The organism is Sphaerimonospora cavernae, assembly GCF_042435035.1.
GTDB classification, from domain to species: Bacteria; Actinomycetota; Actinomycetes; order Streptosporangiales; family Streptosporangiaceae; genus Sphaerimonospora; species Sphaerimonospora cavernae.
In genome coordinates this window covers 1-23,959 of the sequence record NZ_JBHMQT010000053.1, presented here as the reverse complement: position 1 = coordinate 23,959, position 23,959 = coordinate 1, and the positions used below count along the sequence as shown (strand labels likewise).

Annotated in this window: 23 protein-coding genes; 8 read left to right on the top strand and 15 right to left on the bottom strand. The window is 70.0% G+C overall.

Annotated elements, in window-relative coordinates; genetic code table 11:
* The first annotated feature begins 65 nt into the window (after positions 1-65).
* Positions 66-1,289, top strand: coding sequence for a phosphoserine phosphatase SerB (gene serB, locus ACFHYQ_RS23240; protein WP_394303251.1), 1,224 nt, complete (start codon positions 66-68; stop codon positions 1,287-1,289).
* 6 nt (positions 1,290-1,295) lie between these two features.
* On the opposite strand, the gene ACFHYQ_RS23235 is transcribed toward serB, so the two are convergent.
* From ACFHYQ_RS23235 to ACFHYQ_RS23220, 4 genes are all read right to left on the bottom strand, one after another.
* Positions 1,296-1,799, bottom strand: coding sequence for a SixA phosphatase family protein (locus ACFHYQ_RS23235; protein ID WP_394303250.1), 504 nt, complete (start codon positions 1,797-1,799; stop codon positions 1,296-1,298).
* 165 nt (positions 1,800-1,964) lie between these two features.
* Complete coding sequence (locus ACFHYQ_RS23230; protein ID WP_394303249.1) at positions 1,965-4,298, bottom strand: sodium-translocating pyrophosphatase; 2,334 nt, start codon at positions 4,296-4,298, stop codon at positions 1,965-1,967.
* Positions 4,299-4,671: 373 nt separating this feature from the next.
* Positions 4,672-5,103: an ATP-binding protein gene (locus ACFHYQ_RS23225; RefSeq protein WP_394303248.1), complete on the bottom strand. Its 432-nt coding sequence runs from the start codon at positions 5,101-5,103 to the stop codon at positions 4,672-4,674.
* Between the two features lie 19 nt (positions 5,104-5,122).
* Positions 5,123-5,473, bottom strand: a complete 351-nt coding sequence (locus ACFHYQ_RS23220; protein WP_055479003.1) for an STAS domain-containing protein — start codon at positions 5,471-5,473, stop codon at positions 5,123-5,125.
* Between the two features lie 148 nt (positions 5,474-5,621).
* On the opposite strand from ACFHYQ_RS23220, the gene ACFHYQ_RS23215 reads away from it, so the two are divergent.
* Positions 5,622-7,967: a DNA 3'-5' helicase SftH gene (locus tag ACFHYQ_RS23215; RefSeq protein ID WP_394303247.1), complete on the top strand. Its 2,346-nt coding sequence runs from the start codon at positions 5,622-5,624 to the stop codon at positions 7,965-7,967.
* 110 nt (positions 7,968-8,077) lie between these two features.
* Here ACFHYQ_RS23215 and ACFHYQ_RS23210 read toward each other — a convergent pair whose 3' ends face one another.
* The 8 genes from ACFHYQ_RS23210 to ACFHYQ_RS23175 form a co-directional block, all read right to left on the bottom strand.
* Positions 8,078-8,464: an Rv3654c family TadE-like protein gene (locus ACFHYQ_RS23210; protein ID WP_394303246.1), complete on the bottom strand. Its 387-nt coding sequence runs from the start codon at positions 8,462-8,464 to the stop codon at positions 8,078-8,080.
* Positions 8,461-8,850 carry a TadE family type IV pilus minor pilin gene (locus ACFHYQ_RS23205; protein WP_394303245.1) on the bottom strand — a complete coding sequence of 130 codons (390 nt, stop codon included), beginning with the start codon at positions 8,848-8,850 and terminating at the stop codon, positions 8,461-8,463. The genes ACFHYQ_RS23210 and ACFHYQ_RS23205 overlap by 4 nt, the downstream gene beginning before the upstream one ends.
* Positions 8,847-9,140, bottom strand: coding sequence for a DUF4244 domain-containing protein (locus tag ACFHYQ_RS23200; RefSeq protein ID WP_394303244.1), 294 nt, complete (start codon positions 9,138-9,140; stop codon positions 8,847-8,849). Before ACFHYQ_RS23200 ends, ACFHYQ_RS23205 begins: the two co-directional genes overlap by 4 nt.
* A gap of 207 nt (positions 9,141-9,347) precedes the next feature.
* Positions 9,348-10,085, bottom strand: a complete 738-nt coding sequence (locus ACFHYQ_RS23195; protein ID WP_394303243.1) for a type II secretion system F family protein — start codon at positions 10,083-10,085, stop codon at positions 9,348-9,350.
* On the bottom strand, positions 10,082-10,900 hold the full coding sequence (locus ACFHYQ_RS23190; protein ID WP_394303242.1) for a type II secretion system F family protein: 819 nt from the start codon (positions 10,898-10,900) through the stop codon (positions 10,082-10,084). Before ACFHYQ_RS23190 ends, ACFHYQ_RS23195 begins: the two co-directional genes overlap by 4 nt.
* Complete coding sequence (locus tag ACFHYQ_RS23185) at positions 10,891-12,129, bottom strand: TadA family conjugal transfer-associated ATPase (RefSeq protein ID WP_394303241.1); 1,239 nt, start codon at positions 12,127-12,129, stop codon at positions 10,891-10,893. The genes ACFHYQ_RS23190 and ACFHYQ_RS23185 overlap by 10 nt, the downstream gene beginning before the upstream one ends.
* Positions 12,126-13,172, bottom strand: a complete 1,047-nt coding sequence (gene ssd / locus ACFHYQ_RS23180) for a septum site-determining protein Ssd (RefSeq protein ID WP_394303240.1) — start codon at positions 13,170-13,172, stop codon at positions 12,126-12,128. Before ssd ends, ACFHYQ_RS23185 begins: the two co-directional genes overlap by 4 nt.
* 970 nt (positions 13,173-14,142) lie before the next feature.
* Positions 14,143-14,919: a Fic family protein gene (locus ACFHYQ_RS23175; protein WP_394303239.1), complete on the bottom strand. Its 777-nt coding sequence runs from the start codon at positions 14,917-14,919 to the stop codon at positions 14,143-14,145.
* Positions 14,920-15,158: 239 nt separating this feature from the next.
* On the opposite strand from ACFHYQ_RS23175, the gene acs reads away from it, so the two are divergent.
* The 4 genes from acs to ACFHYQ_RS23155 all read left to right on the top strand — a co-directional run bounded on the left by acs (position 15,159) and on the right by ACFHYQ_RS23155 (position 19,525).
* Complete coding sequence (gene acs / locus ACFHYQ_RS23170) at positions 15,159-17,159, top strand: acetate--CoA ligase (RefSeq protein ID WP_394303238.1); 2,001 nt, start codon at positions 15,159-15,161, stop codon at positions 17,157-17,159.
* 155 nt (positions 17,160-17,314) lie between these two features.
* Positions 17,315-17,884: a phage holin family protein gene (locus ACFHYQ_RS23165; protein ID WP_394303237.1), complete on the top strand. Its 570-nt coding sequence runs from the start codon at positions 17,315-17,317 to the stop codon at positions 17,882-17,884.
* The gene (locus tag ACFHYQ_RS23160; RefSeq protein WP_394303236.1) at positions 17,874-18,794 is read left to right on the top strand and encodes an alpha/beta fold hydrolase; all 921 of its coding nucleotides are present in this window, start codon (positions 17,874-17,876) and stop codon (positions 18,792-18,794) included. The genes ACFHYQ_RS23165 and ACFHYQ_RS23160 overlap by 11 nt, the downstream gene beginning before the upstream one ends.
* 224 nt (positions 18,795-19,018) lie before the next feature.
* Positions 19,019-19,525 (top strand): DUF309 domain-containing protein, encoded by a 507-nt coding sequence (locus ACFHYQ_RS23155; protein ID WP_394303235.1) that lies wholly within the window; start codon positions 19,019-19,021, stop codon positions 19,523-19,525.
* A 351-nt stretch (positions 19,526-19,876) separates the two neighbouring features.
* Here the strand turns inward: ACFHYQ_RS23155 and ACFHYQ_RS23150 are convergent, their stop codons facing one another.
* The gene (locus ACFHYQ_RS23150) at positions 19,877-21,061 is read right to left on the bottom strand and encodes a MarP family serine protease (RefSeq protein WP_394303234.1); all 1,185 of its coding nucleotides are present in this window, start codon (positions 21,059-21,061) and stop codon (positions 19,877-19,879) included.
* A 70-nt stretch (positions 21,062-21,131) separates the two neighbouring features.
* On the opposite strand from ACFHYQ_RS23150, the gene ACFHYQ_RS23145 reads away from it, so the two are divergent.
* The gene (locus ACFHYQ_RS23145) at positions 21,132-21,770 is read left to right on the top strand and encodes a HEAT repeat domain-containing protein (protein WP_394303233.1); all 639 of its coding nucleotides are present in this window, start codon (positions 21,132-21,134) and stop codon (positions 21,768-21,770) included.
* On the opposite strand, the gene ACFHYQ_RS23140 is transcribed toward ACFHYQ_RS23145, so the two are convergent.
* Together ACFHYQ_RS23140 and nth are read right to left on the bottom strand one after the other, a co-directional pair.
* Positions 21,705-22,364 carry an NUDIX hydrolase gene (locus ACFHYQ_RS23140; protein WP_394303232.1) on the bottom strand — a complete coding sequence of 220 codons (660 nt, stop codon included), beginning with the start codon at positions 22,362-22,364 and terminating at the stop codon, positions 21,705-21,707. The two genes, ACFHYQ_RS23145 and ACFHYQ_RS23140, sit on opposite strands and share 66 nt — an antisense overlap.
* 71 nt (positions 22,365-22,435) lie before the next feature.
* A complete protein-coding gene (gene nth / locus ACFHYQ_RS23135) occupies positions 22,436-23,155 on the bottom strand; it encodes an endonuclease III (RefSeq protein WP_394303231.1) in 720 nt (239 codons plus the stop codon).
* A gap of 54 nt (positions 23,156-23,209) precedes the next feature.
* On the opposite strand from nth, the gene ACFHYQ_RS23130 reads away from it, so the two are divergent.
* Entirely contained in the window at positions 23,210-23,890 is a 681-nt protein-coding gene (locus tag ACFHYQ_RS23130) for a Crp/Fnr family transcriptional regulator (RefSeq protein WP_394303230.1), read from the top strand.
* Positions 23,891-23,959: the final 69 nt, after the last annotated feature.

Here is a 23,959-nt window from a genome sequence, read left to right as displayed (position 1 = left end):
GGAGGCCTGCCGGTTCGGGAACCTGATGTACGGTCATGAAAGCCCGCACAGTAACCTCAAACAACGTGAACCAGCGCACGCTCCTGATCACGTTGACGGGTCCCGACCGCCCAGGCGTCACCTCCCGGCTGTTCGAGGTACTCACCGCGTTTCCCGTGACCGTCGCCGATGTGGAGCAGGTCGTGATCCGCGGCCGCCTCACGCTCGGCGTGCTGGTCGCCTACGCCGGTGGGCCGCCCACCGGCACCGGTGGCACCATCGGCGGCCTGTGGACGGCCGTCGAGCAGGTGGCCGCCGACCTGGACATGGACCTCGAGATCGCGACCGGCACGGTCTCCAAAGAGAAACGCCGTCGCGGCCGCCTCCACGTCACCGTGCTGGGCGCACCGCTGCTGCCCGCCGCGATGGCCGGGATCACCGGGCGGGTAGCCGCGTGCGGCGCCAACATCGACCGGATCGAGCGACTGTCGAGCTACCCCGTGACCTGCATCGAGATGGCGGTCTCCGGGGCGAACCCGCAGGCCATGCGGGTGGCGCTGGCAGCCGAGGCCGCCGCGCAGCAGGTCGACGTCGCCGTGCAGCGCAGCGGCCTGCACCGCCGCGCCAAGCGGCTCATCGTCATGGACGTCGACTCGACGCTCATCCAGAACGAGGTCATCGAGTTGCTGGCCAAGCACGCGGGCTGCCTCGACGAGGTGGCCCGGGTGACCGAGGAGGCCATGCGGGGCGAGTTGGACTTCGCCCAGTCGCTGATCAGGCGGGTCGCCCTGCTGGAAGGGCTCTCCGAAGAAGTCTTCGAGAAGGTCGCCAAGGAGCTGGTACTGACGCCGGGGGCGCGCACCCTGGTGCGGACCCTCAAGCGGCTCGACTACCGCTTCGCGATCGTCAGCGGCGGCTTCACCCAGATCACCGACACCCTGGTGCGGGACCTCGGCATCGACTTCTCGGCCGCCAACACACTGGAGGTCGTCGACGGCAGGCTCACCGGCCGGGTCATCGGCGAGATCGTCGACCGGCCCGGCAAGGCGCGTGCGCTGGAGCGCTTCGCCGCCGAGTCGAACATCCCGCCCAGCCAGACCGTCGCGGTCGGCGACGGGGCCAACGACCTCGACATGCTGGCCGCCGCCGGCCTCGGCATCGCGTTCAACGCCAAGCCTGTCGTACGGCAGGCCGCGGACACCGCGCTCAACGTCCCGTACCTCGACTCGATCCTCTATCTGCTCGGCATCTCCCGCGAGGAGGTCGAGGCAGCCGACGCCGAGGACGGCCTGCCGCCCATGCCGGCCTGAAATCCGTCAGGTCGGTTTCCCCAGAAAACGCCGAGGATGGCACATCTCGACCAGGCTTCCCGTACCGAACTCGGCCTCGGCCCACGACTCGGGGAGCCGGATCACGGCGACGGTGCCGGGCGGAAAGCCGTCGCCCGCCGTGCCGGTGAGGCCCAGCACGAGCTGGTGCACACCCGGGTTGTGCCCGACCAAGACGAGCGTGTGCACATCCGGGTCGGTACGGCGCAGCAGTTCCAGCAGCTCCTCCGGGTACGCTTCGTAGATCTCCCGTTCGATCTCGACGGGCGCGTCGAGATCGAGCAGTTCGGCGGTCCGCCGCGTGCGCACCGCCGGCGAGCAGACCACCAGCTCCGGTTTCAGGCGCCCGATGAGCTCCCCCGCCTCGCGGGCGTCGTGCTCGCCCCCCTCGGTGAGCGGGCGCTCCCGGTCCGGCAGGCCGGGCACGTGACCCGCCTCGGCGTGCCGTACCACGACGAGCGTCCTCATCGTCCCGCCGCCGACCCGGCTCATCCGGCCGCCCAAATCGCGAGGCCGACTATCACCGCGAACATCACCGCCATGATCAGCAGGATCAGCGCCAGGGACCGTGCGCCGCTCAGCTTGTTCATAGAGATCCAGTGTATGAAGAAGGTCCCCCGCTCCCGGAGCGGGGGACCTTCACATCATGAGCTCGCGTCAGCTCGCGACGGCGGCCGAGGCGCGCTTCTCGCTGTCACCCTCATCGGAGGGGGCGATGCCGCCGGAGCGCCGCTTGGAGACGACGATCGCGGCCACCACGATGGCCACCGCGACGACGGCCGCGCCCACACGGACCGCGACGTTGTCGGCGTAGGCGACGACGGCCGGTGCGATCAACAGCGCGACCAGGTTCATGACCTTGATCAGCGGGTTGATCGCCGGGCCCGCGGTGTCCTTGAACGGGTCGCCGACGGTGTCGCCGATCACCGTGGCGGCGTGGGCCTCCGAGCCCTTGCCGCCGTGGTGGCCGTCCTCGACCAGCTTCTTGGCGTTGTCCCAGGCGCCACCGGAGTTGGCCAGGAACACCGCCATCAGCGTGCCGGCCGCGATGGCGCCGGCGAGGAAGGCGCCCAGCGGGGCGTACCCGAGCGCGAAGCCGACCGCGATGGGCGTCAGCACCGCGAGGAGACCGGGCGTGGCCAGCTCGCGCAGCGAGTCACGCGTGCAGATGTCGACCACCCGCCCGTAGTCGGGCAGCTCGCTGCCGTCCATGATCCCGGGCTTGGTGCGGAACTGCTCGCGCACCTCGTAGACCACCCGGCCGGCGGCGCGGCCGACCGCGCTGATCGCCAGACCCGAGAACAGGAACACCACCGCCGCGCCGATGACCAGGCCGACCAGCACGTTCGGCGCTTCCACCGACAGGCTGAAGTCCGCGAACGAGCCGAGCATGTCCTTGACGCCCTGCGTCGCCCGCCCGAGTTCACCCTCGACCGCGGTGCGGAACGCACCGAACAGGGCGGTGGCGGCCAGCACGGCCGTGGCGATCGCGATGCCCTTGGTGATGGCCTTGGTGGTGTTGCCCACCGCGTCCAGCGAGTTGAGCACGCGGGCGCCCTCGCCCTCGACGTCGCCGGACATCTCCGCGATGCCCTGGGCGTTGTCGGCGACCGGGCCGAAGGTGTCCATCGACACGATGACGCCGACCGTGGTCAGCAGGCCGGTGCCGGCGAGCGCGACCGCGAACAGGGCCACGGTGACGTTGCCGAAGCCCAGCAGGAACGCGCCGTAGACCGCACCACCGATCAGCAGCGCCGAGTAGACCGCGGACTCCAGGCCGACCGAGATGCCGGACAGGATGACGGTCGCGGGACCGGTGAGGGAGCTCTCACCGATCTCCCTCACCGGGCGGCGGTTCGTCTCGGTGAAGTAGCCGGTGAGGATCTGGATCGCGCTGGCCAGAACCAGGCCGACGAGCACCGCGCCGATCGCGATCAGGCGCGGGTCGGAGGTGACCGCCGCGATCTCGCTGCTGACGCCGGACAGCTCGGCGAAGCTCGCCGGCAGGTAGGCGAACGCGGCGACCGCCACCAGCACGGCCGAGATCGCCGCCGAGATGAAGAAGCCACGGTTGATCGCGGACATGCCGGAGCGGTCGCGGCTGCGCGGTGCGGTGGTGAAGATCCCGATGATCGCGGTGATGACACCGATCATCGGGACGATCAGCGGGAAGACCAGGCCCTCGGTGCCGAAGGCCGCCTTGCCGAGGATCAGGCTCGCGACGAGCATGACGGCGTACGACTCGAACAGGTCGGCCGCCATGCCCGCGCAGTCACCCACGTTGTCGCCCACGTTGTCGGCGATGGTGGCCGCGTTGCGCGGGTCGTCCTCGGGGATGCCCTGCTCGACCTTGCCGACCAGGTCGGCGCCCACGTCGGCGGCCTTGGTGAAGATGCCACCGCCGACCCGCATGAACATCGCGAGCAGCGCGGCGCCGAAGCCGAATCCTTCCAGCACCCTCGGCGCGTCACCCTTGTAGACGAGCACGACGATGGCCGCGCCGAGCAGGCCCAGGCCGACCGTGAACATGCCCGCGACACCGCCGGTGCGGAACGCGATCCGCATCGCGACCTTCTCGCCGGACTCCCGGGCCGCCGCCGCGACCCGGACGTTGCCACGGACCGCGAGCCACATGCCGATGAAGCCGGTCAGCGCGGAGAACACCGCGCCGACGACGAAGAAGACCGAGCGGCCGATCCGCTCACCGGTCGACTCGGCGGGCAGCAACAACAGCAGCAGGGGGATGATGACGACGAACGCGGCGAGCGTACGGAACTGGCGCGTGAGATAGGCCGCCGCTCCCTGCTGTACGGCTCGCGCGATGTTCTGCATGCGTTCGGTGCCTTGTCCGGCTGCGAGCACCTCCCGGACAAGGCCGCCGGCGACGGCCAGGGCCAGCAGGGCCACCGCCGCGACTACGACGACCAGTGTGAGATGAGTTCCGTTAAGAGCCACCGCAGCGCCTTCGCCAGCGGCTTGGTAGGCAGACATCCGTCCTCCTCGGCCAGACGGGGTTCGGTTCCTGCCCGGAGGCGCCCTGACGATCTTGTCTGGCCTTCGCGGCGCGCATCCGGGTGGTTGGCAGTGCCGCTTCCGGTTGCATCCGCAATACCTTGGCCGGTGCCGGGAGTCTACGCAGCAGCGCCGCGGATATGAAGGCCTCCGAGCACGGTAATCGCCACCTCGGCCAGTAATGAGACAACATTTGACGGGTTTTGCCGTCTTCTTGACCAAGTTCGTCAGGGCAGCAGGCTTCATCGGACCGCATGGCATGGACGACCGGAAATGACAATTTCGGTCGTCCTGAATTCACCCGGACACGCCACAACCGGGTGCCGCACGGAGGCGGCACCCGGACTCCCGGTCAGGCGGTGGCGGCGGCTCCGTTGGAGGACGCCGGCCAGCTCATCCGAATGCACATGCCCTTGGGCCCGGGAAGCACCTCGACGTCGTCGGCGAGTCCCGCGATGACCGCGAGCCCGAGACCGGCCATCTCAGGCATGGGGTTGCCGTTCGCCGCGAGGACACGGGGTGTCACGTCGTCGCTCGGGGCGACGTCGGTGACGGTCACCTCGAAACGCCCCCCGTCATCGCGTAACTCGATGCGCACGGGCTCGTCCGGGCAGTGGAGGCGATGCGCCTCCACTGCCCTCGAACACGCCTCTCCGACGGCGAGCCGCACCTCGTCCAGGATCTCCTCCGCCACCCCGGTGCGTCTGGCGATCGCCGTGGCGACCAGCCGTGCCGTACGCACGTGGGCGGGCAGGGCGCTGAACGTCAGCTCGACGGTGGCCATGTCACAGGCTCCCGCGCCGTCACTTGTCCCGGCCGTGCATTTCCTTGGCCTCATCCACCGAGGAGTAGATCCCGAAGACCTTGGTCAGTCCGGTGATCCGGAAGATCTTCAGGATGCGCTCCTGCGTGCAGACGAGCTCCAGCGAACCGTCGTGCGCCCGTACCCGCTTGAGCCCGCCGACCAGCACCCCGAGGCCGGTCGAGTCGAGGAAGTCCACCTTCTCCATGTTGACGAGCAGGTGGAAGTTGCCCTTGTTGACCAGGTCGATCAGCAGCTCACGCAGTCTCGGCGCGGTGTAGACGTCTATCTCACCCTCGACGTCGACGATGGTGAGATTGTCCTCGGAATGGTGGTCCAACTTCAGATCCACAGATCCTCCAGCGCCTTACGTGCGTTCGTCTCGATGTGGTCGTGCATCCTGGTGGTTCCAGGACTCACGACACCGATGCGCGGCATTCAACCACGCCCCGACTCCGTGTCTATACGAAATCACGACTCCCGGGCGACTCTCCCCAGAGATGCCAAACTGGAAACCAGTGACTCCGACTTCTTCCTATACCCAGCGAACAGGCTCACTTCTCACCCGCTTGCTCGCGGTTTCCGCGCGCCGGCAACGGGTCACCCATGTGGAGCATGTCCCCCCACGTCAGGCAGGTCAAGTGCGATGGCCGGACTGGGTGCCGGAGCCCCTGGTGACGCGCCTGCGAGACCAGGGCGTCCCGGGGTTGTGGGAGCACCAGTCGGCCGCCGCCGAGCACGTCCACTGTGGCCGAAACGTGATCCTCGCGACGGGTACGGCCTCCGGAAAGACCCTGGCCTATCTGGTCCCCGCGGTCACGGAGATCTGCGGCGGCGGCACCGTGCTCTATCTGACCCCCACCAAGGCGCTCGCCGCCGACCAGCTCAGGACCGTCCGGGGGCTGCGGATGCCCGAGGTGAGGGCCGCGACCTTCGACGGGGACACCCCGGCGGAGGAGCGGCGATGTGTCCGCCAGAACGCCAACTACGTGCTGACGAATCCGGACATGCTGCATCGATCGATGCTGCCGCGGCACCAGTCCTGGTCCGCGTTCTGGCGCCGGCTGCGACTCGTCGTCGTGGACGAGTGCCACGGGTACCGGGGCGTCTTCGGCTCACATGTCGCCCAGATCCTGCGCCGACTCCGGCGGGTCTGCGCCAAGTACGGCTCGAGCCCGGCGTTCCTGCTGGCGTCGGCCACCGCGAGCGACCCGGCGGTGGCGGGAACACGCCTCACCGGCCTTGAAATGGCCGAGGTGACGACGGACGCCTCTCCCCGGGGTTCGACCACGTTCGCCCTCTGGGAGCCGCCCCTGACCGATCTGCGGGGTGAGGGGGGCGCACCCGTACGCCGTACGGCCACCGCCGAGGCGGCCGACCTCCTGACGGACCTGGTGATCGACGACGTCCGCACGCTCGTCTTCGTACGGTCGCGGCGTGCCGCCGAGAACGTCGCCCTCACCACCCGGCGGAACCTGGAGGAGGTCGACCCGAGCATGGCCGGTCACCGGGTGGCGGCCTATCGGGCGGGTTATCTGGCCGAGGACCGCCGCGCGCTCGAGAAGGCGCTGCGCTCCGGCGCGCTGACCGGGCTGGCGACCACCAACGCGTTGGAACTCGGGGTGGACGTGTCGGGGCTCGACGCCGTCCTCATCGCCGGATGGCCCGGCACCCGAGCCTCGCTCTGGCAGCAGGCCGGACGCGCGGGGCGGGCCGGGCAGGACGCGCTGGCCGTGCTGATCGCCCGCGACGACCCGTTGGACACCTACATCGTCCACCACCCCGAGGCGCTGTTCGGCCGGCCCGTCGAGGCGATCGTCCTCGACCCGGACAATCCGTACGTGCTGGCGCCGCACCTGTGCGCGGCCGCCGCCGAGATCCCGCTGACGACCGCCGACCTGGACATCTTCGGGCCGTCGACGGCAGAGGTGCTCGACGAGTTGGTCGACCGGGGGCTGCTGCGCAGACGGGCCAACGGCTGGTTCTGGACCAGCCGGGAGCGCGCCACCGACCTCGCCGACATCCGGGGATCGGGTGGTGCCCCGGTCCAGGTCGTGGAGACCGCCACGGGGCGGCTGCTGGGCAGCGTGGACGAGCCCTCGGCCCACACGATGGTGCACGCGGGCGCGGTGTACCTGCACCAGAGCGAGACCTTCGTGGTCGACATGCTCGATCTCGACGCCGAAGTGGCGCTGGTCTCGGCCGCCGAGCCGGACTATTCGACCTTCGCCCGGGACGTGACCGACATCCGGGTGATCGAGTCGCTGAGGTCCCGTCCTCTCGGGCCCGGCGAGCTGCACTTCGGCTCGGTGGAGGTCACCCGGCAGGTGGTCTCGTACCTGAAACGGCGCACGCAGAGCGGAGAGGTCCTCGGCGAGGAGCCTCTCGACCTGCCACCGCGCACGCTCCGCACGCGGGCCGTCTGGTGGACGCTGCCGAACTCCGCGCTCGCCGTCGTCGGCTCAGGCGGGAAACCGATCGACCTCGGGGGCAGCGCCCACGCGGCCGAGCACGCCGCCATCGGTCTACTGCCGCTGTTCGCGACGTGCGACCGGTGGGACATCGGCGGAGTCTCCACCGAGCTGCATCCCGACACCGGACTGCTCACGGTGTTCGTCTACGACGGTCATGACGGCGGAGCCGGCTTCGCCGAACGTGGTTACACGAGGGCTTCCGAGTGGCTCACCGCTACCAGGGACGCGATCGCCTCCTGCGAGTGCGATCACGGCTGCCCGTCCTGCATCCAATCTCCGAAGTGCGGAAACGGCAACGAACCGCTCGACAAGACCGGGGCCCTCCGCCTTCTCGGCGTGTTACTCGGGGCGATCTCTGGCCAGACGGGCTGAAACAGGATCGGAAGCGCCGTCAGGGGTCGCGGCGACGGCCCGGATTGGCGGGATCACGGCCGTTCTCGTCCGTCGTCCAGTAGTCGGGCTCCGGCGGTCTGGGCCGTTGCTCAAGGACGTCGCCGCGCAGGACGTAGGGCCGGGCCCGCTCTCGCGCTCCCGATCGCCGTACGGCTTCCGGCGAGCGGGAGGACGAACTCTACGACGACCGCGACGTCAGCCGTCGCGCCGGACAACGAGCAGGACCTCAGCCGGGCACCGTTGGCCATCGCGATCGTCTGTGCCCGTTCACAGGCTTGACCCGGTGCGGCGAGCGCCCAGGACGCAGCGGCGAGCGCGCTGAGATCGGCCGTGCTCTGCGCCCGATGCCGGGCGACGCGGGCCGTCCCTATCTGGACGATGACCAGCGCCGCCACCCAGATGATCGCCATGATCCCGACGACCCAGACCGTCGCCGACCCCCGCTCGGCGCGAGGCCTCCTCCCGCATTCCCTCATGGGAAAACCCCGATCTCGGTGGCCGAAGCGGCCGAGGCCGTCACCTCCACGGAGGGAGCCGCCGACTTCCACAGTGGCCGGACGGAGACCGAGACGTCGACTCGGGTCACCTCCGGTCCCGGCACGACCACGACCCGGGATCCCGCCGGAGCCGACCGAAGCACCGTCTCCCGCACGGCGTTCAAGGCCTCGCCACGGGCAGCGGCCCGGGCACCCGCCCGGGCCGCGTCCACGCACCGCAGGCGGGCGTCCACCACCGTGACCGCCCAGAGCACGGCGGCGAGCACCAGCACGAGCACCGGCAGCGCGACCGCCGTCTCCGCCGTCACCGACCCACGTTCCCGTGGCCCCGGCCTGAGCACGTCCATCACCTTCCGCGGCATCATCCGGCCAGCTTGAGCGCCTTCTGAACGAGCGCGGACAACATCGACCTGACCTCTCCACTGCTGAGGATCTTCCACAGGAGGGCGGCGAAACCGCAGGCGGCGATCGTCCCCACCGCGTACTCCGCGGTCGACATACCGGCCTCGGCCCTCGTCCGGGCGATCAGCGCCGCCCGTAGCGCGGCCGCCCGGACGCGACCCCACACCGAGCGGCCCCGCCGCTGAAGCCACGACTCGGCGCGGGTTCGAGACACGGGCGGCGGCGCCGTCGGCTCGGCTGTCCACTTGACCATCGATCCTCCCGAAGGCTCCGGGGCGGCTCATCCGCCCCGCCGAACCCCAGGTTGCGGGACTGCGACTTCCGCTGGAGCAGGCGAACCCCACTCTGTGGATAACTGACACTCTGTGGATAACTTCGTCGGCAAGACCGGTCGTAGGCACGAAAGACGCAGGATTTCCACAGCTGTGGATGAAGTTGTCCACAACTGCTGAAATATTGATCACGGTAGCAAGATCTGGGCGGCCAGGCCCGCGACCACGGGAACGATCCCCAGGAACACGAAGGCCGGCAGGAAGCACAGCCCGAGAGGCGCTACGGCCTGAACGCCCACCCTTCTGGCTGTCGCGCAGGATGCCGCCCGCGCCGCCTGACGCGCCTCATCCGCGAGTCGGAGCAGCACGTCCGCGACGGGTGCACCGCCCTGCGTCGATCGGATCATCGTCCGCGCGAGGGAGGCGAGCGGTGGCTCGGCCGCCAGAGCGGCCCAGGCCGTTTCGGAATCAGCCCCGAGCCGCACCTGTGCTCCCGTCCACGCCAGACGTTCTCCCAGTGGGCCGCCGACCGCCTCGGCAGCGGTCTCGATGGCACCGCTCAACGGCTGGCCTGCCCGCAGGCAGGCGACCATCAGGTCAGCCGCGAAGGGAAGGTCTTCGGCCATGCGCTGGTGGCGGCGGCGCGACTCGACCGGCTCCCGCCGGTGCATGACGGCAAGCGCCACGCAGGCGAGCACTGCGCCCACGACCGCGCCGGCGATCCCACCCACGATGAGGAAGCCGACGAACCCCACAGGCATGGCGAGCATCAGCCGCGCCTTACGGGTTCCCGCCGTCGTCAGCGTTATGGCCGCCTCACCGGCACCCGCGGCGGTCGTCATCGCCTGAAGCCGATCGGCAGGAGAGCCTGGCGACGGCCAGGCCCAGACGGCGAGTCCGATGAGAACGGCCGCCGAGACGGTCATCGTGGCCATCTTCGCCCCATTCGCGACCTTCGATCGGCCAGTCTGTTCGGCACGCCCGCGCTCACCCCATTCCCCCTGATCCGGCCCCCTCCGGGGGATCCGGTCCCTTCCGCCCGGGCCACCAGGTGATGCGTCCACCAGACGCCGGCCGCGTCGAGCACCAGCCCGACGAGCAGGCAGGCGAACCCGGCCGGGCCGCCCAGCAGGAAGGACAGCGGGCTCATCCCGAGGGCGGCGCCCATGAGCAGGCCGAGCACGGGCAGCGCCGCCAGCAGCCGGGCGGTCGCACGAGGTCCGGCGAGCTGGGCCGCCAGGTCCAGCCGGTGCGCTTCGGCGTCACGGAGCGACACGGCCACCCGCTCGATGAGCGTCGCCAGGCCACCCCCCACCATCACGCTCACCCGCCAGCAGGCTGCGAGCCGTACCAGCCCCTCCCCGCCACGTGCCGGCGCGACACGCAGCAGGGCGGCGGCGACGTCGCCGCCGTCCCGAGCCACCACGGCGACCGGCGCCAGAACCGCCGGATCGGGCGGGCTGACCGCGGCGACAGCCCGGGCGAGCGCGTCTCCGGGAGTGCGGCCGGCCGCGAGCTCGGCCACGACGCCCTGACACAACTCGATGGATGTCGCCCGCCACGCGGCGGCACGTGCCGCTCCGGCCGGACGCCGTCTCCACCGCATCCACGTCGTCCACGGCCGCCCACGCGATCCGTCGCTCGACAGCACGAGCAGACGGGCGGCCCTGGTCCGGCCGATGTCGGGACCGGCCCACACCCAGGCGGCGATTCCCGCGGTCAGCACGGCTATCAGGTGCATATCTCCTCCATCTGAGGACACCGGGACCTGAGCGCGGCGAAGGCGGCTCCGGGTACGGCGCCGCCGTCGGCGGCGAAGGTGAGTGCGGGCACCGCCGCCACCAGACCCGTCGGCTCCCGCTCCAGAAGGCAGATCTCCGCCACGCGACGCGGGCCGCCCGGGAGCCGGACGAGGTGCACGACCACGTCGAGAGCCGCCGCGATCTGGCTGTGCACCGCCTCACGGGTCAGGCCGGCCGCACATGCGAGGGCCTCGAGCCTGGCCGGCACGTCGGCCGCGTTGTTGGCGTGCAACGTCCCGCAACCGCCCTCGTGGCCCGTGTTCAGCGCACTCAACAATTCGATCACTTCACACCCGCGCACCTCCCCCACGACGAGACGGTCGGGACGCATGCGCAGGGCCTGCCGTACGAGATCACGAAGGCCGACGCCACCCGCGCCCTCCAAGTTGGGCGGCCGGGCTTCCAGACGCACGACGTGGGGATGTCCGGGGTTGAGCTCGGCGGAGTCCTCGACCAGCAGCAGCCGCTCGCCGTGACCGGCCCGCGAGAGCATCGCGGAAAGGAGCGTCGTCTTCCCCGTGCCCGTTCCGCCCGTGACGAGGAAGGCAAGCCGCGCCGTCATGATGGCGGTGAGCACGGCCGCTCCGACACCCGGCACGAGCTCCTCGATCTCGAACGTGCGCCGGGGCGGCAGGCGCAGTGACAGGCAGGTGCCCTCCGAGGCGATCGGCGGGAGCACGGCATGCAGCCGCACGCCACCCGCCAGTCGCGCGTCCACGTAGGGACACGCGTCGTCCAGGCGCCGTCCGGCCGCGGCCGCCAGACGTTGAGCGAGCCGCCGCACCTCATCGTCACCGGAGAAGGTCACCGCGGTCCTGCGCAGGCCGTGGCCGTCATCGATCCACACCTCGGCGGGCCCGTTCACCAGCACGTCGGTCACACCCGGCTCGGCCAGGAGTCCTTCGAGCGGGCCGGCGCCGATCAGGTCGGCGCGTAGGGTCCGCGCGATGGCCAGAACCTCAGCGTCGCCGAGGACCGCCCGCTCGGCGCGCAGTGCCGCGGCCACCTGCGCCGCCGTGGGCGGGGCCCCGGCGAGCGAGAGCCGTACCCGCACGGCCTCAACCAGTTCCGCCGGAACCGGCTGGACCGGCTGAACCGGCTGAACGGGTTGAGCAGAGCGGCCGGAGCGTGTGGCGGGGATGGCCGGGGCGTCGGAAGGCCTGGTCATGCCGCCTCCACCAACCCGGCCAGCAGATCGGAGCAGAACCGGCCGAGCGGAGCGCGGCCGAGCGGAGGCGGATCACCACGATCGAGGGTCGCCACCAGGCCGCGGATCTCGGGAAGGACCCCCACGCAGGGAGCGTCGAGGGAAGTGGAGATCACCTCGGGGTCGATGCCGCCCGGACGCACCACGGCGCGCAGTTCACCCGTGTGGCGCCGGAGCAGGGCGGCGGTCTGCGCGGCCGAGAGCACCCCCCTGAGATCGGCGTGCACCACGACGAGCGTCACGGCGGCCCGGGCCAGGGCCTCGGCCGCACCGTCGTCCACATGGCGGGGCAGATCGACGATCACGAGGTCGCATCCGCGCCGCGCGGCGTCGAGGACGGCCCGCATCGCCTCGCGGGGCACCCGCTCCGGCTCGCCGCGATGCCACGACAGCACGGTGAGCTCGCCGAACGTGGGCAGCGCGTCCTGGAGAGCGGCGAAGCTGACCCTCCCCTCCCGGCCGGCGATGTCCGGCCATCTGGCGCCCAGGGCCTCCTCTTGTCCGAGAATGACGTCGATGCCGCCGCCCAGCGGATCGGCGTCGACCAGCAGTGTGCGTAGACCGCCGCGCGAGGCGGTCAGCGCGAGCGAGGCCGCCAGCACCGTGGCGCCGGCGCCGCCCCTCCCGCCGGCGACGCAGACGACCAGGCCCGCTTTGGTCGCGGGTTCGGCCACCTCGCCCAGTTCCTCGACCAGCAGCCGTTCCGCCTGTGGCAACTCGAGCACGGTCTGCGCCCCCACGGCGACACACCGGCGCCACATGTCGGGGTCGGCCGCTGCTCTCGTGACGAGGACGACGTTCTGCCGGGGAGGGGGGCCGGTGGCGGCCAGGTCTTCGGCGACGTCACCGCCCACAACCACAAGCGGAGCGCGATTCCAGTACGGCCTGGCCCGCGTCGGGGCCTGGGCCACGTCGAACTCCACACCCGCAGCCGCTCCGATGCGCAGCAGGTCGTCGAGGAGTTCCCGGTCACCGGTGATGGCCAAGGGCCGCGGCTGCATCATGCCTCCCTGTCTTGTCGTGGAAGACCACCTTGCGAGATCGCGACCTCTGCGAGGTCGGCCGAACCAGGTTCTGTGGATAAAGTCGCCCGGCCCCCGTACTGCAAGATCATGGATGTCGAGTGCGCAGGTCAGCCACACAGTGTGCGAGTTTCTGCAAGATCACGGAAGGTGTCGCGGCCGGTCAGCACGGCACCCTGCGACAATTCGCAAGATCACGCCCGAGAGGGGGGGTGCGGGCGGGGAATTACGGACAGGGCGGAGTGCACGGGGATGAGGGGGCTTCATTCCGAGGCCGGGAACGCCGGGAAGGGGGCCGGGAACGCCGGGAACGCTGAAAAAGGGGCGACCCCCGCCGGGGGGGAGAGCGGGGGTCGCCGACTGGCCCGGCTCTGGGGGGGTAGAGCCGGCCCTTACCGGAAGAAGCTTCAAGAGCAGGTCAAGCGTGACAAGGGCCCGATCATCTGTGGCCCATGCACAATCTCCCGGAAGCAGGGACACACCGTATGTTGCCTGACACACGTGGAGTTAGTCGAGTATCCAGCAAAATCTGAGCAAGTTTTTTGCCCCGAGTCAGACCATCTGTCGACGGAGAGTCACAGTGAACGGAGAGGAAGCTGGAACTCCTGGTGACGGAGATCCAGCATATCGGTCATGTCCTATTTGCCGTCATCAACTCCCCTTAACCAGGTCGTTAGCGGGATAAAACCGACATTTCGGGAAGTCCGATCACTTCGGTAATGGTCTTGGTCCGAGGGCTTTCCAACTCGAGGAAACGGACGTAGAAAGGGATTACGGACTCACGAGTCCGCGTACGACTCACCGGGTACCCACGCGCGACCAGCCGCGGGAGGCGTGCCGAGACGGGCTTGACCCGATCCGGCAAATCAGAGGTGCACGCTTGGTAACCCGGGAGGACGTGCTGAGGACGGCGTTCCGCTCAGGGACGCCGTCCACTTTTTGTGAGCCTGCCTCACCGCGACAGGGCCTCGCAGATGGCGGTCGTCTCACGGGCGCCGGCGACCACCGCTTCGGCGCAGTGCCTGACCCACGCGCCCACGCCGTCGGCCGTTCCCTTGAGATAGGCCCGCAGTCCCTCCGCGTACGCGTCACCGAGCTCGAGATGGCCCACCTCCACCGCGATGAGCGACTTGGGGTCGAGCCCGTGCTCCACCAACGTCAGGCGACCGGCCCCCCGTGCGACGAGCCCGTCCGCGACCCCGAACGGCCGCAGCACGACGAGCTCGGCGTGAGCGACCGCGGACAGGACGAGAGCCGGAGCCTTCGTCGTGCCCGACAGCAGCCCGGCCAGCGCGGACATCCGTATCGCGGTCTCCTCCGGAGCGGGGGCGGGGCCGAGCCCGAGCGGGTCGGCGAAGGTCGGCTCGTTCCTCGGGCGGCCGGGGTCGGCCATCAGGCCCGCCGCGGCGAGGGTGTGCAACCTGGCCAGGATCTGACGGGGCGCCGACCGCCACGTCCCGCCGAGCCGCCCCAGCTCGGCGGACACCCGCAGCGCGCCCTGGGACACCGGATCGGCCGCCTCGCCGAGCCGCAGCGCCTCCAGCGGCACGTCGACGCCTTCGAGCGCCGCGGAGGCCCTGGCCCCCCGCAGGGCCGACTCCGCCGACACCTCGGGGCTTCGCCTCCGCAGCGCACGGTGCCGGTAGAGGCGGTCGGCCGCCTCACGGGCCTGCTGTACGGCCTCGGGCACTCCAGGCAGCTCGGCTATGACAGCCAGCGGGTCGTTCACAGGCAACGACCATACCTACCGGTAGAAAGTCGTTCGGCGAGGAGGTCCGGCCGTTGAGCGCACAGGAGGGGGCCTGGCCTGCTCTTCATCACCAAATGTCACTATGTTCCACCACATAGCACCAGTTGCACTGATCGCGATGGGAGGCGCCCGCTTACTTGTACTTGACGCCCCTGGCCTGGTGAAGTGGGAAACTACATACCCCAGCTTGGCCGAGGCGGCCGAACGGATGACAACCCATGAGAAGCGGTAAGGAGCACGGAGTGGCCACCGAGACCCCCGGCCAGGAATCCCAGCAGACCTTGTCGAACCTGATGAGCGAGACGCGGCGGTTCGAGCCCCCGGCAGACCTGGCGGCGTCCGCGAACGTCACGGCGGCGACCTTCGAGGAGGCCGACCGGGACAGCCTCGCCTTCTGGGAGAGCACCGCGGACCGGTTGACCTGGGCCCGGCGCTGGGACACCACGCTCGAGTGGAACGCCCCCTTCGCCAAGTGGTTCGTGGGCGGCGAACTGAACGTCGCGTACAACTGCGTCGACCGTCACGTCGAGGCCGGGCTGGGCGACCGGGTCGCCTACTACTGGGAAGGCGAGCCCGAGGGCGACAGCCGTACGATCACGTACGCGGACCTCCAGAAGGAGGTCTCCAGGGCGGCGAACGCTCTCGAGGAACTGGGCGTGCGCAAGGGCGACCGGGTCGCCGTCTACCTCCCGATGATCCCCGAGCTGCCGATCACGCTGCTCGCCTGCGCGCGCATCGGTGCGATCCACTCCGTGGTGTTCGGCGGGTTCTCCTCCGCCGCGCTGAAGAGCCGCATCCACGACGCCGACGCCAAGGTCGTCATCACGGCCGACGGGGGCTACCGGCGCGGCAAGCCCAGCGCGCTCAAGCCGACCGTGGACGAGGCGCTGGAGGAGTGCCCGGGCGTCGAGCACGTCGTCGTCGTCCGCAGGACCGGTCAGGACATCGCGGTGAACGACCGGGACATCTGGTGGCACGACATCGTCGACCGCCAGTCCGCCGAGCACGAGCCGGCGCCGCACGGCGCCGAGGACCCGCTCTACATCCTCTACACGAGCGGCACGACCGGACGGCCCAAGGGCATCCTGCACACCACCGGCGGCTACCTCGCCCAGACCGCCTGGACGCACCACGCGGTCTTCGACCTCAAGCCGGAGACCGACGTCTACTGGTGCACGGCCGACATCGGCTGGGTGACCGGGCACTCCTACATCGTGTACGGCCCGCTCGCCAACGGCGCGACAAGTGTGATCTACGAGGGCACTCCCGACACCCCGCACAAGGGCCGGTTCTGGGAGATCGTGCAGAAGTACAAGGTCACGATCCTCTACACCGCCCCGACGGCGATCCGGACGTTCATGAAGTGGGGCGACGACATCCGTGCGAAGTTCGACATGTCGTCCCTCCGGGTGCTCGGCTCGGTCGGCGAGCCCATCAACCCCGAGGCGTACGTCTGGTACCGCGAGAACATCGGCGGCAGCCGCTGCCCGGTGGTCGACACCTGGTGGCAGACCGAGACGGGCGCCATCATGATCAGCCCGATGCCCGGGGTCACCGCGGCCAAGCCGGGCGCCGCGATGCGGCCGCTCCCCGGCATCAGCGCCGACGTCGTCGACGACCAGGGCAACTCGGTCCCCAACGGCGGCGGCGGCTTCCTCGTGGTCCGCGAGCCCTGGCCGGCCATGCTCCGCACGATCTGGGGCGACGACCAGCGCTACATCGACACCTACTGGTCCAGGTTCGACGGGATGTACTTCCCGGGCGACGGCGCCAAGCGCGACGAGGACGGCGACCTGTGGCTGCTGGGCCGAGTCGATGACGTGATGCTGGTCTCCGGCCACAACATCTCGACCACCGAGGTCGAAAGCGCGCTCGTCAGCCACCCCAAGGTGGCCGAGGCCGCGGTCGTGGGTGCGACCGACCCGGTCACCGGGCAGGCCATCGTGGCGTTCGTGATCCTGCGCGGGAGCGTGGAGGAGAGCGCCGACATCGCCACCGATCTGCGCAACCATGTCGCCAAGACGCTCGGCCCGATCGCCAAGCCGCGCCAGATCATGGTCGTACCCGAGCTGCCCAAGACCCGCTCGGGCAAGATCATGCGCCGCCTGCTGCGTGACGTGGCGGAGAACCGCTCGCTGGGCGACGTCACCACGCTGACCGACGACTCGGTGATGAAGCTGATCTCCGAGAAGATGCCGGCCGCCAAGAGCGAGGACTGAGACACCACCGGGACGCGGGGCCTTCGGCGGACGCCGGGGGCCCCGCTTTCCGTCCACGTGTCCAGATACGCGCCGTCCAGATACGCGCCGTCCGGGTGCGCGTTCTCCGGGTAGGCACGACATGATGTTTGATAGGCGCTGATAGGAGGTCACCGATGCCCGAGGACGAATCGCTCGGCGCGCTGGTCGCCCAGGCGAGCCATCAGATCTCGACCCTCGTACGCTCCGAGATCGAGCTGGCCAAGGCCGAGCTCAAGTTCGACGCGAAGCGGGTCGGCACCGCCGCCGGCCTGTTCGGCGCCGCCGCCTTCATCGGGCATCTGTGCCTGATCCTTGCCTCGTTCGCGATCGCGTACGGCCTCGTCGCGATCGGACTGGCGCAGTGGCTGGCGTTCGCCATCGTCACCGTGTTCTACCTCCTCATGGCGGCGCTGCTGGTCTTCGTCGCGTACCGGCGGCTTAAGGGCCTGTCCGGCATGCGCCGCACGGCCCGAAGCCTGCGCAACCTCGCGGGCGGGGCTGAGGCTGAGGCTCCGGCGACGGAGGTCGAGGCCGAGCCGTCGTCCGCCACGCCCGCCAAGCCGGCGCGCGAGCCGTACACGGGACCGACCGCGGGGCAGGTGGGCGCGCACCGGGAACCCGTGGACGCGCAGCGGGTGCCCGCGAGCGGGCCCCGAGATCCCGCGGGCGCGCCCGGTGGGGAGCCATCGTCCGATGCCTCCTGACGAGTCCCTGGTCCGGGTCGACGGACCCTGGACCCATCGGGAGGTGCACGCCGGGGGCACGCGCTTCCATGTCGTGGAGGCGGGCAAGGGACCGCTGGTGCTGCTGCTGCACGGTTTTCCCCAGTTCTGGTGGACCTGGCGCCACCAACTGGTCTCGCTGCCCGCGGCGGGCTATCGGGCCGTCGCCGCGGACCTGCGCGGGTACGGCGCCAGCGACAAGCCGCCGCGCGGGTACGATCTGCCGACCCTGGCCGTGGACGCGACCGGTCTCGTCCGCGCCCTCGGCGAGACGGGCGCCATCGTGGTCGGCCACGACTGGGGCGGGCTGCTGGCCTGGACGATGAGCGTGCATGATCCGAAGGTGGTGCGGCGGCTCGTACCGGTGTCCGCGCCGCATCCGCTGCGCCTGCGCGCTGCGCTGTTCGGTGAGCCCTTCGGCCAGCTCAAAGCCAGCCGGTACGCCTTGGGATTCCAGCTCCCCCTGCTGCCTGAGCGGCGGCTAACTGCCAAGGGAGGCGCCCGCGTCGGCCGTCTCATCCGCCGGTGGGCGGGACCGGAGTGGCCGTCGGACGAGGCCACGCGCACCTATCAGGAGGCACTGCGAATCCCGGGGGTGGCGCACTGTGCCCTGGAGTACTACCGCTGGTTCGCGCGTTCCCAGTTCCGGCCGGACGGCTTCCGCTACGCGCGGCGGATGCGCACCGAGATCGAGGCGCCCACGCTGCAACTGCACGGCGCGCTCGACCGGTGTCTCCTGCCGCGTACGGCCCAGGGCTCCAGCCGTTATGTGGCCGCGCCGTACCAATGGCGGCTGATCGAGGGAGCCGGCCACTTCCCGCACGAGGAGCGACCCGACCGGTTCGACGCCGACCTGATCGCCTGGCTCGCCGATCCGGGACCCGACCAGTGACTCCAAGTAACCGCCGCGCCCCATTGGACCGTCGCCGCCCGGTTTCACGTTTTGACTTCATCCATATCGTGTAAGCGATCGGGCATGGTCTCCCACCTGGCTCGCCAGAACGAACCTCCGGCGTGATCTTGTGGAATCTTGTAGAAATGTGCCCTGAAGTGCCGCGACCCCGTGGTGTGACCACAGCGTGATCGTGGCGTGACCCTGCAGTGCGGAGAAACCATATGCGTGACCGTGATGAAGCGGGCCGGCCCCGGAACTCCCGTCCTAGGGACGAGTACGGCAGGCCGCTTCCCCGGGGCGTGGAAGGAGTGCCGCGCGTCCCCGATGATTACTCCCCCGGCGCCCGGCAGGCGATCGAGGAGGCCCGGAGGCTGCTCGCCGCCGAGCGGCCGTTCCACGCGCACGAGGTCCTGGAGGCACGCTGGAAGACCGGCCCCGCGGAGGAGCGGGAGCTCTGGCAGGGCCTGGCCCAGATCTGTGTCGGGCTCACGCACGTGCAGCGCGGCAACCTGTCCGGGGCCGCGGCGCTCCTGCTCCGCGGATCCGCCCGACTGGGCGGGTGCGGCTCCCGCAGGCCGTACGGGCTGGACCTGCGCGCGCTGGAACTGGCGGCCGACGGGGTCATCACGGAGCTCGATTCAGGCGGCATCGACGCATCGACGGCGATCAACGTGATTCTCGACCATCTCCAGGACACCGAGAGCGCCCGCCCCGGCCAGCCGGACTGACCACCTGAACCAGGAACACCCCGCGACCACTCCGCGTTCACCCCCACCTTGGGCGTGATCTTGCGAATACTCGCAGATTCGTTCCCTGAGCAGGCATTTCCCGCTCCGTGATCTTGCAGTTTCTCGCAAGCCTATCTGCTGACCAGCGAAAACAGTATTCGTGATCTTGTACTACACCCCCAACTGCAAGGTCACGACAGATATAGCCGCAGGTCAAGTGGCCCGCCTGCAAGCAACCGCAAGATCACGGGAGTGATTTACGCAGGTCAGCCGGGTGTTGTGCGAGAATTCGCAAGATCACGGGGATTGAGGGGGGATCACGGGGATGGGGAATGGGGGGCGACGGAAGTTTCAGTCGCACTCCTGGGTGCTCACCCTGCCGGTGGCGGCGGTGCCGTCCTCTGCGTCGGGCAGGACCTCCTCGGCGGTCAGGGCGAAGCCCGTCTCCTTCTTGTCGATCGCGGCCGCGAAGATCACTCCGTACACCTTGCCGTCCGGGCTGAGCAGCGGGCCGCCGGAGTTGCCCGGCTGGACGTCGCCGCGGATCGCGTAGACCTCCCGGTTCACCTTGCGGTCGTTGTAGATGTTGAACGACTCCGCCCGCTGCTTGACCCGGATCCGCGCGGCCGCCGGGGTGAAACCGTGCCCCTTCGGATAACCGGCGATGATCGAGTTGTCGCCCCGTTCCGCCGAATAGTCGAACCGCAGCGGCCCGGCCTGCAGGTCGGAGACGAGCAGGACGGCGATGTCCCGGTCCGGGTTGTAGAGCACGACCTTCGCCTCATGCTGCGAGCCGGTGGAGTCGGTGACCCTGAGCCCGTCGGTGACTCCCGCGACGACATGGGCATTGGTCATGACCCGATGCCGGGCGTAGACGAAGCCGGTGCCCTCGATGCGCTTGCCGCAGCTCGGAGCCGTGCCCTGAATCTTGACGATCGCGTGTCTGGCCCTGGTCAGCCCCGGACTGCCCCGGAGCACACCCTGGTCGGGTGGCGCGACGTTGCGCCCGTCGATGGCCGTGATGACCTGGGGCCAATCGGAGGCCTTGACGAAGTCCCGGAACGGTTTCTGCCAGGATCGGACGTTGTTCGGGATGGCGTCGTCCACCGTCTGCCACACCACCGAGCGGCTGACCTGGTCTTTCACCACCTCGATGCTCAGCGACACGAGCAGCGACCCGAGCAGCCAGGCAACGGCCAGGACCGACAGTCCGCCGGCCACCGAGCCACCGAACGCGTCGACCATCTTGGCGGGCTCCCACGTCACGTGGCTGCGCACCACCACGCCGATCGTGGAGAACGCGAAGTGCCCGACCGTCGCCGCCAGGAAAACGATCACGATGGCCAGCAGCGCCCGTTCGAGCACACCGCTGACGATCGCCCCGACGACGGGTGGCGCGAGGAACATCCCCAGAAGCGCGCCGCCGAGAAAGCCCACGAAGCTGAAGGCCCCGATGATGAAGCCCTGCCGGTATCCGGATACAGCGAAGGCCAGCACCAGGCCGATCAGTATGAGGTCCAGGAGATCGCCGTGCACATCTCAACGGTAGCCAGCCACGCTGCACATCGTGCGGGCGTCGGCAAGGTCTCATCGATATCGTGACGTCATGGGGGAATCGGAGGGGCGACAGCACGGAGTCGAGGGAAGGCCGAGCGATCCCGCCGCCGATATCGACGGGCGAGTCGACGAACTGGTCCGGATCGCGCTTTCGGACACGGACCCGGACGGGCCGGTCAGATGGCGGGCGATCACGGCGTTGCAGGAACGCGGTGATCTGGAGACGTTCACTCTGGCCAGGCGGTTGTGCGCGAGCGGGGCGACCGCCGAACGGGTGCTCGGGGCCGACATCCTCGGGGAGCTCGGCCGGGACCGGCCGTTCACCGATCGCACACTGCCCGTCCTGCGCCACCTCGCGGCGAGCGAGACCGACCCCCGCGTGCTCTATTCGGTGCTGCTCGCTTTCGGGCACCTGCGCGACCGGCGCGCGCTGCCCTCGGTGATCGAGCTGTCCGAGAACGTCCATCCCACCGTCCGGTACGGCGCGGCCTACGCCCTGCCCCATGTGATGGGCGACCCTCCCGACCCGGCGGGCATGGCGGCGCTGCACCGGCTCACCGGCGACCCGGACGAGGACGTGGCCGACTGGGCGTCGCTGGGCCTGGCTCTGGGCGGAGGCGGTTCAGCCTCGGGTACGGTCCCGGGAGGCGAGTGCGACGACATCGGGGGGCAGATCCTCGACCCGTGACCGGTCCCAGGGCTGTTCGAACCCGGTGGCGGCCAGCACGCCGTCGAGCACCCCGGCGGTGAAGCCCCACACGAGCATGCCGCGCACCCGGAAGGCCACGGAGGGCATGACCCCTGCGGGGTGGCGCAGCCGCAGCCGGTTGGCCGGGTCGACCAGCTCGGCGACGGGGACGCGCTCCACGGACTCGACCTCGTCCGGGGAGGCGGCATGCACCGCGCTGGGCGTGTGCCACCACCCGAGCACCGGCGTCACCCGGTTGTCGCTGCGCCACAGGTAGAGCTCGGGCATGGTGCCGATGACCTGAACGCCGTCGGGCTCGAGCCCGGTCTCCTCCTGGGCCTCCCGGAGCGCCGCCGCGATCGGCCCGCCGTCCTCTGGGTCCACGCCGCCGCCGGGAAACGCCGGCTGGCCGGCGTGTACGCGCCCCCTGGAGCTGCGCTGGATGAGCAGGATGTCAGGACCCTGCGGCCCCTCCCCGAACAGCAGGAGCACCGCGGCGCGCCTGCCCTCGCCGTTCGCCGGCGGCCGCATCGCCTTCGGCACCGGCGCGTACCCGGCCTTCGCCGCGAGGTCCGTCAACCACCCGGGAGCCACGACCACCTCCGATGCAACCGTCCCACGCAGGTTACGCCAGTCACACTCCGAACGCGTGCCGGCCGGTGGTGTCAGGAGAACGGTCCCGGCTTGACGAGCTTGGCCGCCTCGGCGGGATCGGTGGGGCCCGTGCCGTACGAGGGGCACAGCGTCGCGACCGGGCACGCGCCGCAGGCCGGCCTGCGGGCATGGCAGATCCGCCGGCCGTGCCAGATGAGCCGGTGGGAGAGCATCGTCCACTCGGACTTGGGGACGAGGCCGCCGATCTCGTGCTCGATCTTCACGGGATCGGTCTCGGCGGTCCAGCCGAATCTGCGCGCCAGGCGCTGGAAGTGGGTGTCCACGGTGATGCCGGGGACGCCGAACGCGTTGCCGAGCACCACGTTGGCGGTCTTGCGGCCGACGCCGGGGAGGTCGACCAGGTCGGCGAGCTTGCCGGGGACCTCGCCGCCGTGCCGCTCACACAGGGCCTGGGCCATGCCGATGATGCTGTTCGCCTTCGCCCGGTAGAAGCCGGTCGTCTTGATGATCCCTTCCAGCTCCTCACGGTCGGCGGCGGCGTAGTCACCCGCCATCCGATACTTGGCGAAAAGTACCGGAGTAACCATATTTACCCGTTTGTCCGTACACTGCGCCGAGAGGATCGTGGCGACCAGCAACTCGAGAGGGGAACCGAAGTCGAGCTCGCAATGGGCGTCAGGGTAAGTTTCGGCCAGAATTCTGTTGATCCGCCGAGCGCGGCGTACGAGCGCGAGCCGGGACTCACCCGCCGGAGGGACTTTACGGGGCACCCCGTAAGCCTACGCGGTGGGCAGGGGTCCACAATGGCAAGCAAGGGAGGCACCGTGAGCACCGAAGAAGTCTTGAGCAAGGCGCCCCTGTTCTCCGCGCTCGACCGAGAGGGCGCCGCCGCGCTGCGAACGAGCGTCACCATCGTCGAACTGCCCAAGGGGCGCACGCTGTTCAGCGAGAACGAGACGGGCGACCGGCTCTATGTGGTGCTCGAAGGCAAGATCAAGCTCTCGCGGGCCGCGCCCGACGGCCGCGAGAACCTGCTGAGCGTCCTCGGCCCCGGAGAGATGTTCGGGGAGTTGTCGCTGTTCGACCCCCGCCCCCGTACGGCTTCCGCGATCGCGCTGACCGACGTCCGCCTGGCCGGGCTCGGCCACGACGACCTCCGACCCTGGCTGACGGGCCGCCCCGAGGTCGCCCTTCACCTGCTGCGGGCCCTGGCGCAGCGGCTGCGCCGTACCAACGACGTGCTGGCCGACCTGGTCTTCACCGACGTGCCCGGCCGGGTCGCCAAACAGCTGCTCGACCTGGCCGACCGCTTCGGGCAGAAGACCGACGACGGCATCCGCGTCCATCACGATCTGACCCAGGAGGAGCTCGCCCAGCTCGTCGGAGCCTCCCGGGAGACCGTCAACAAGGCGCTGGCCGACTTCGCCCAGCGCGGTTGGCTGCGCATCGAGGCCAAGGCCGTGGTCATCATGGACTGGGAGCGGCTCTACAACCGCTCCCGGTAGGCCCTGCTCTACCGGAATGCGGGCCAGTGCTCCGGCGTTCACGCCGGGGGTGAAGGCCCGCGCGGGAGT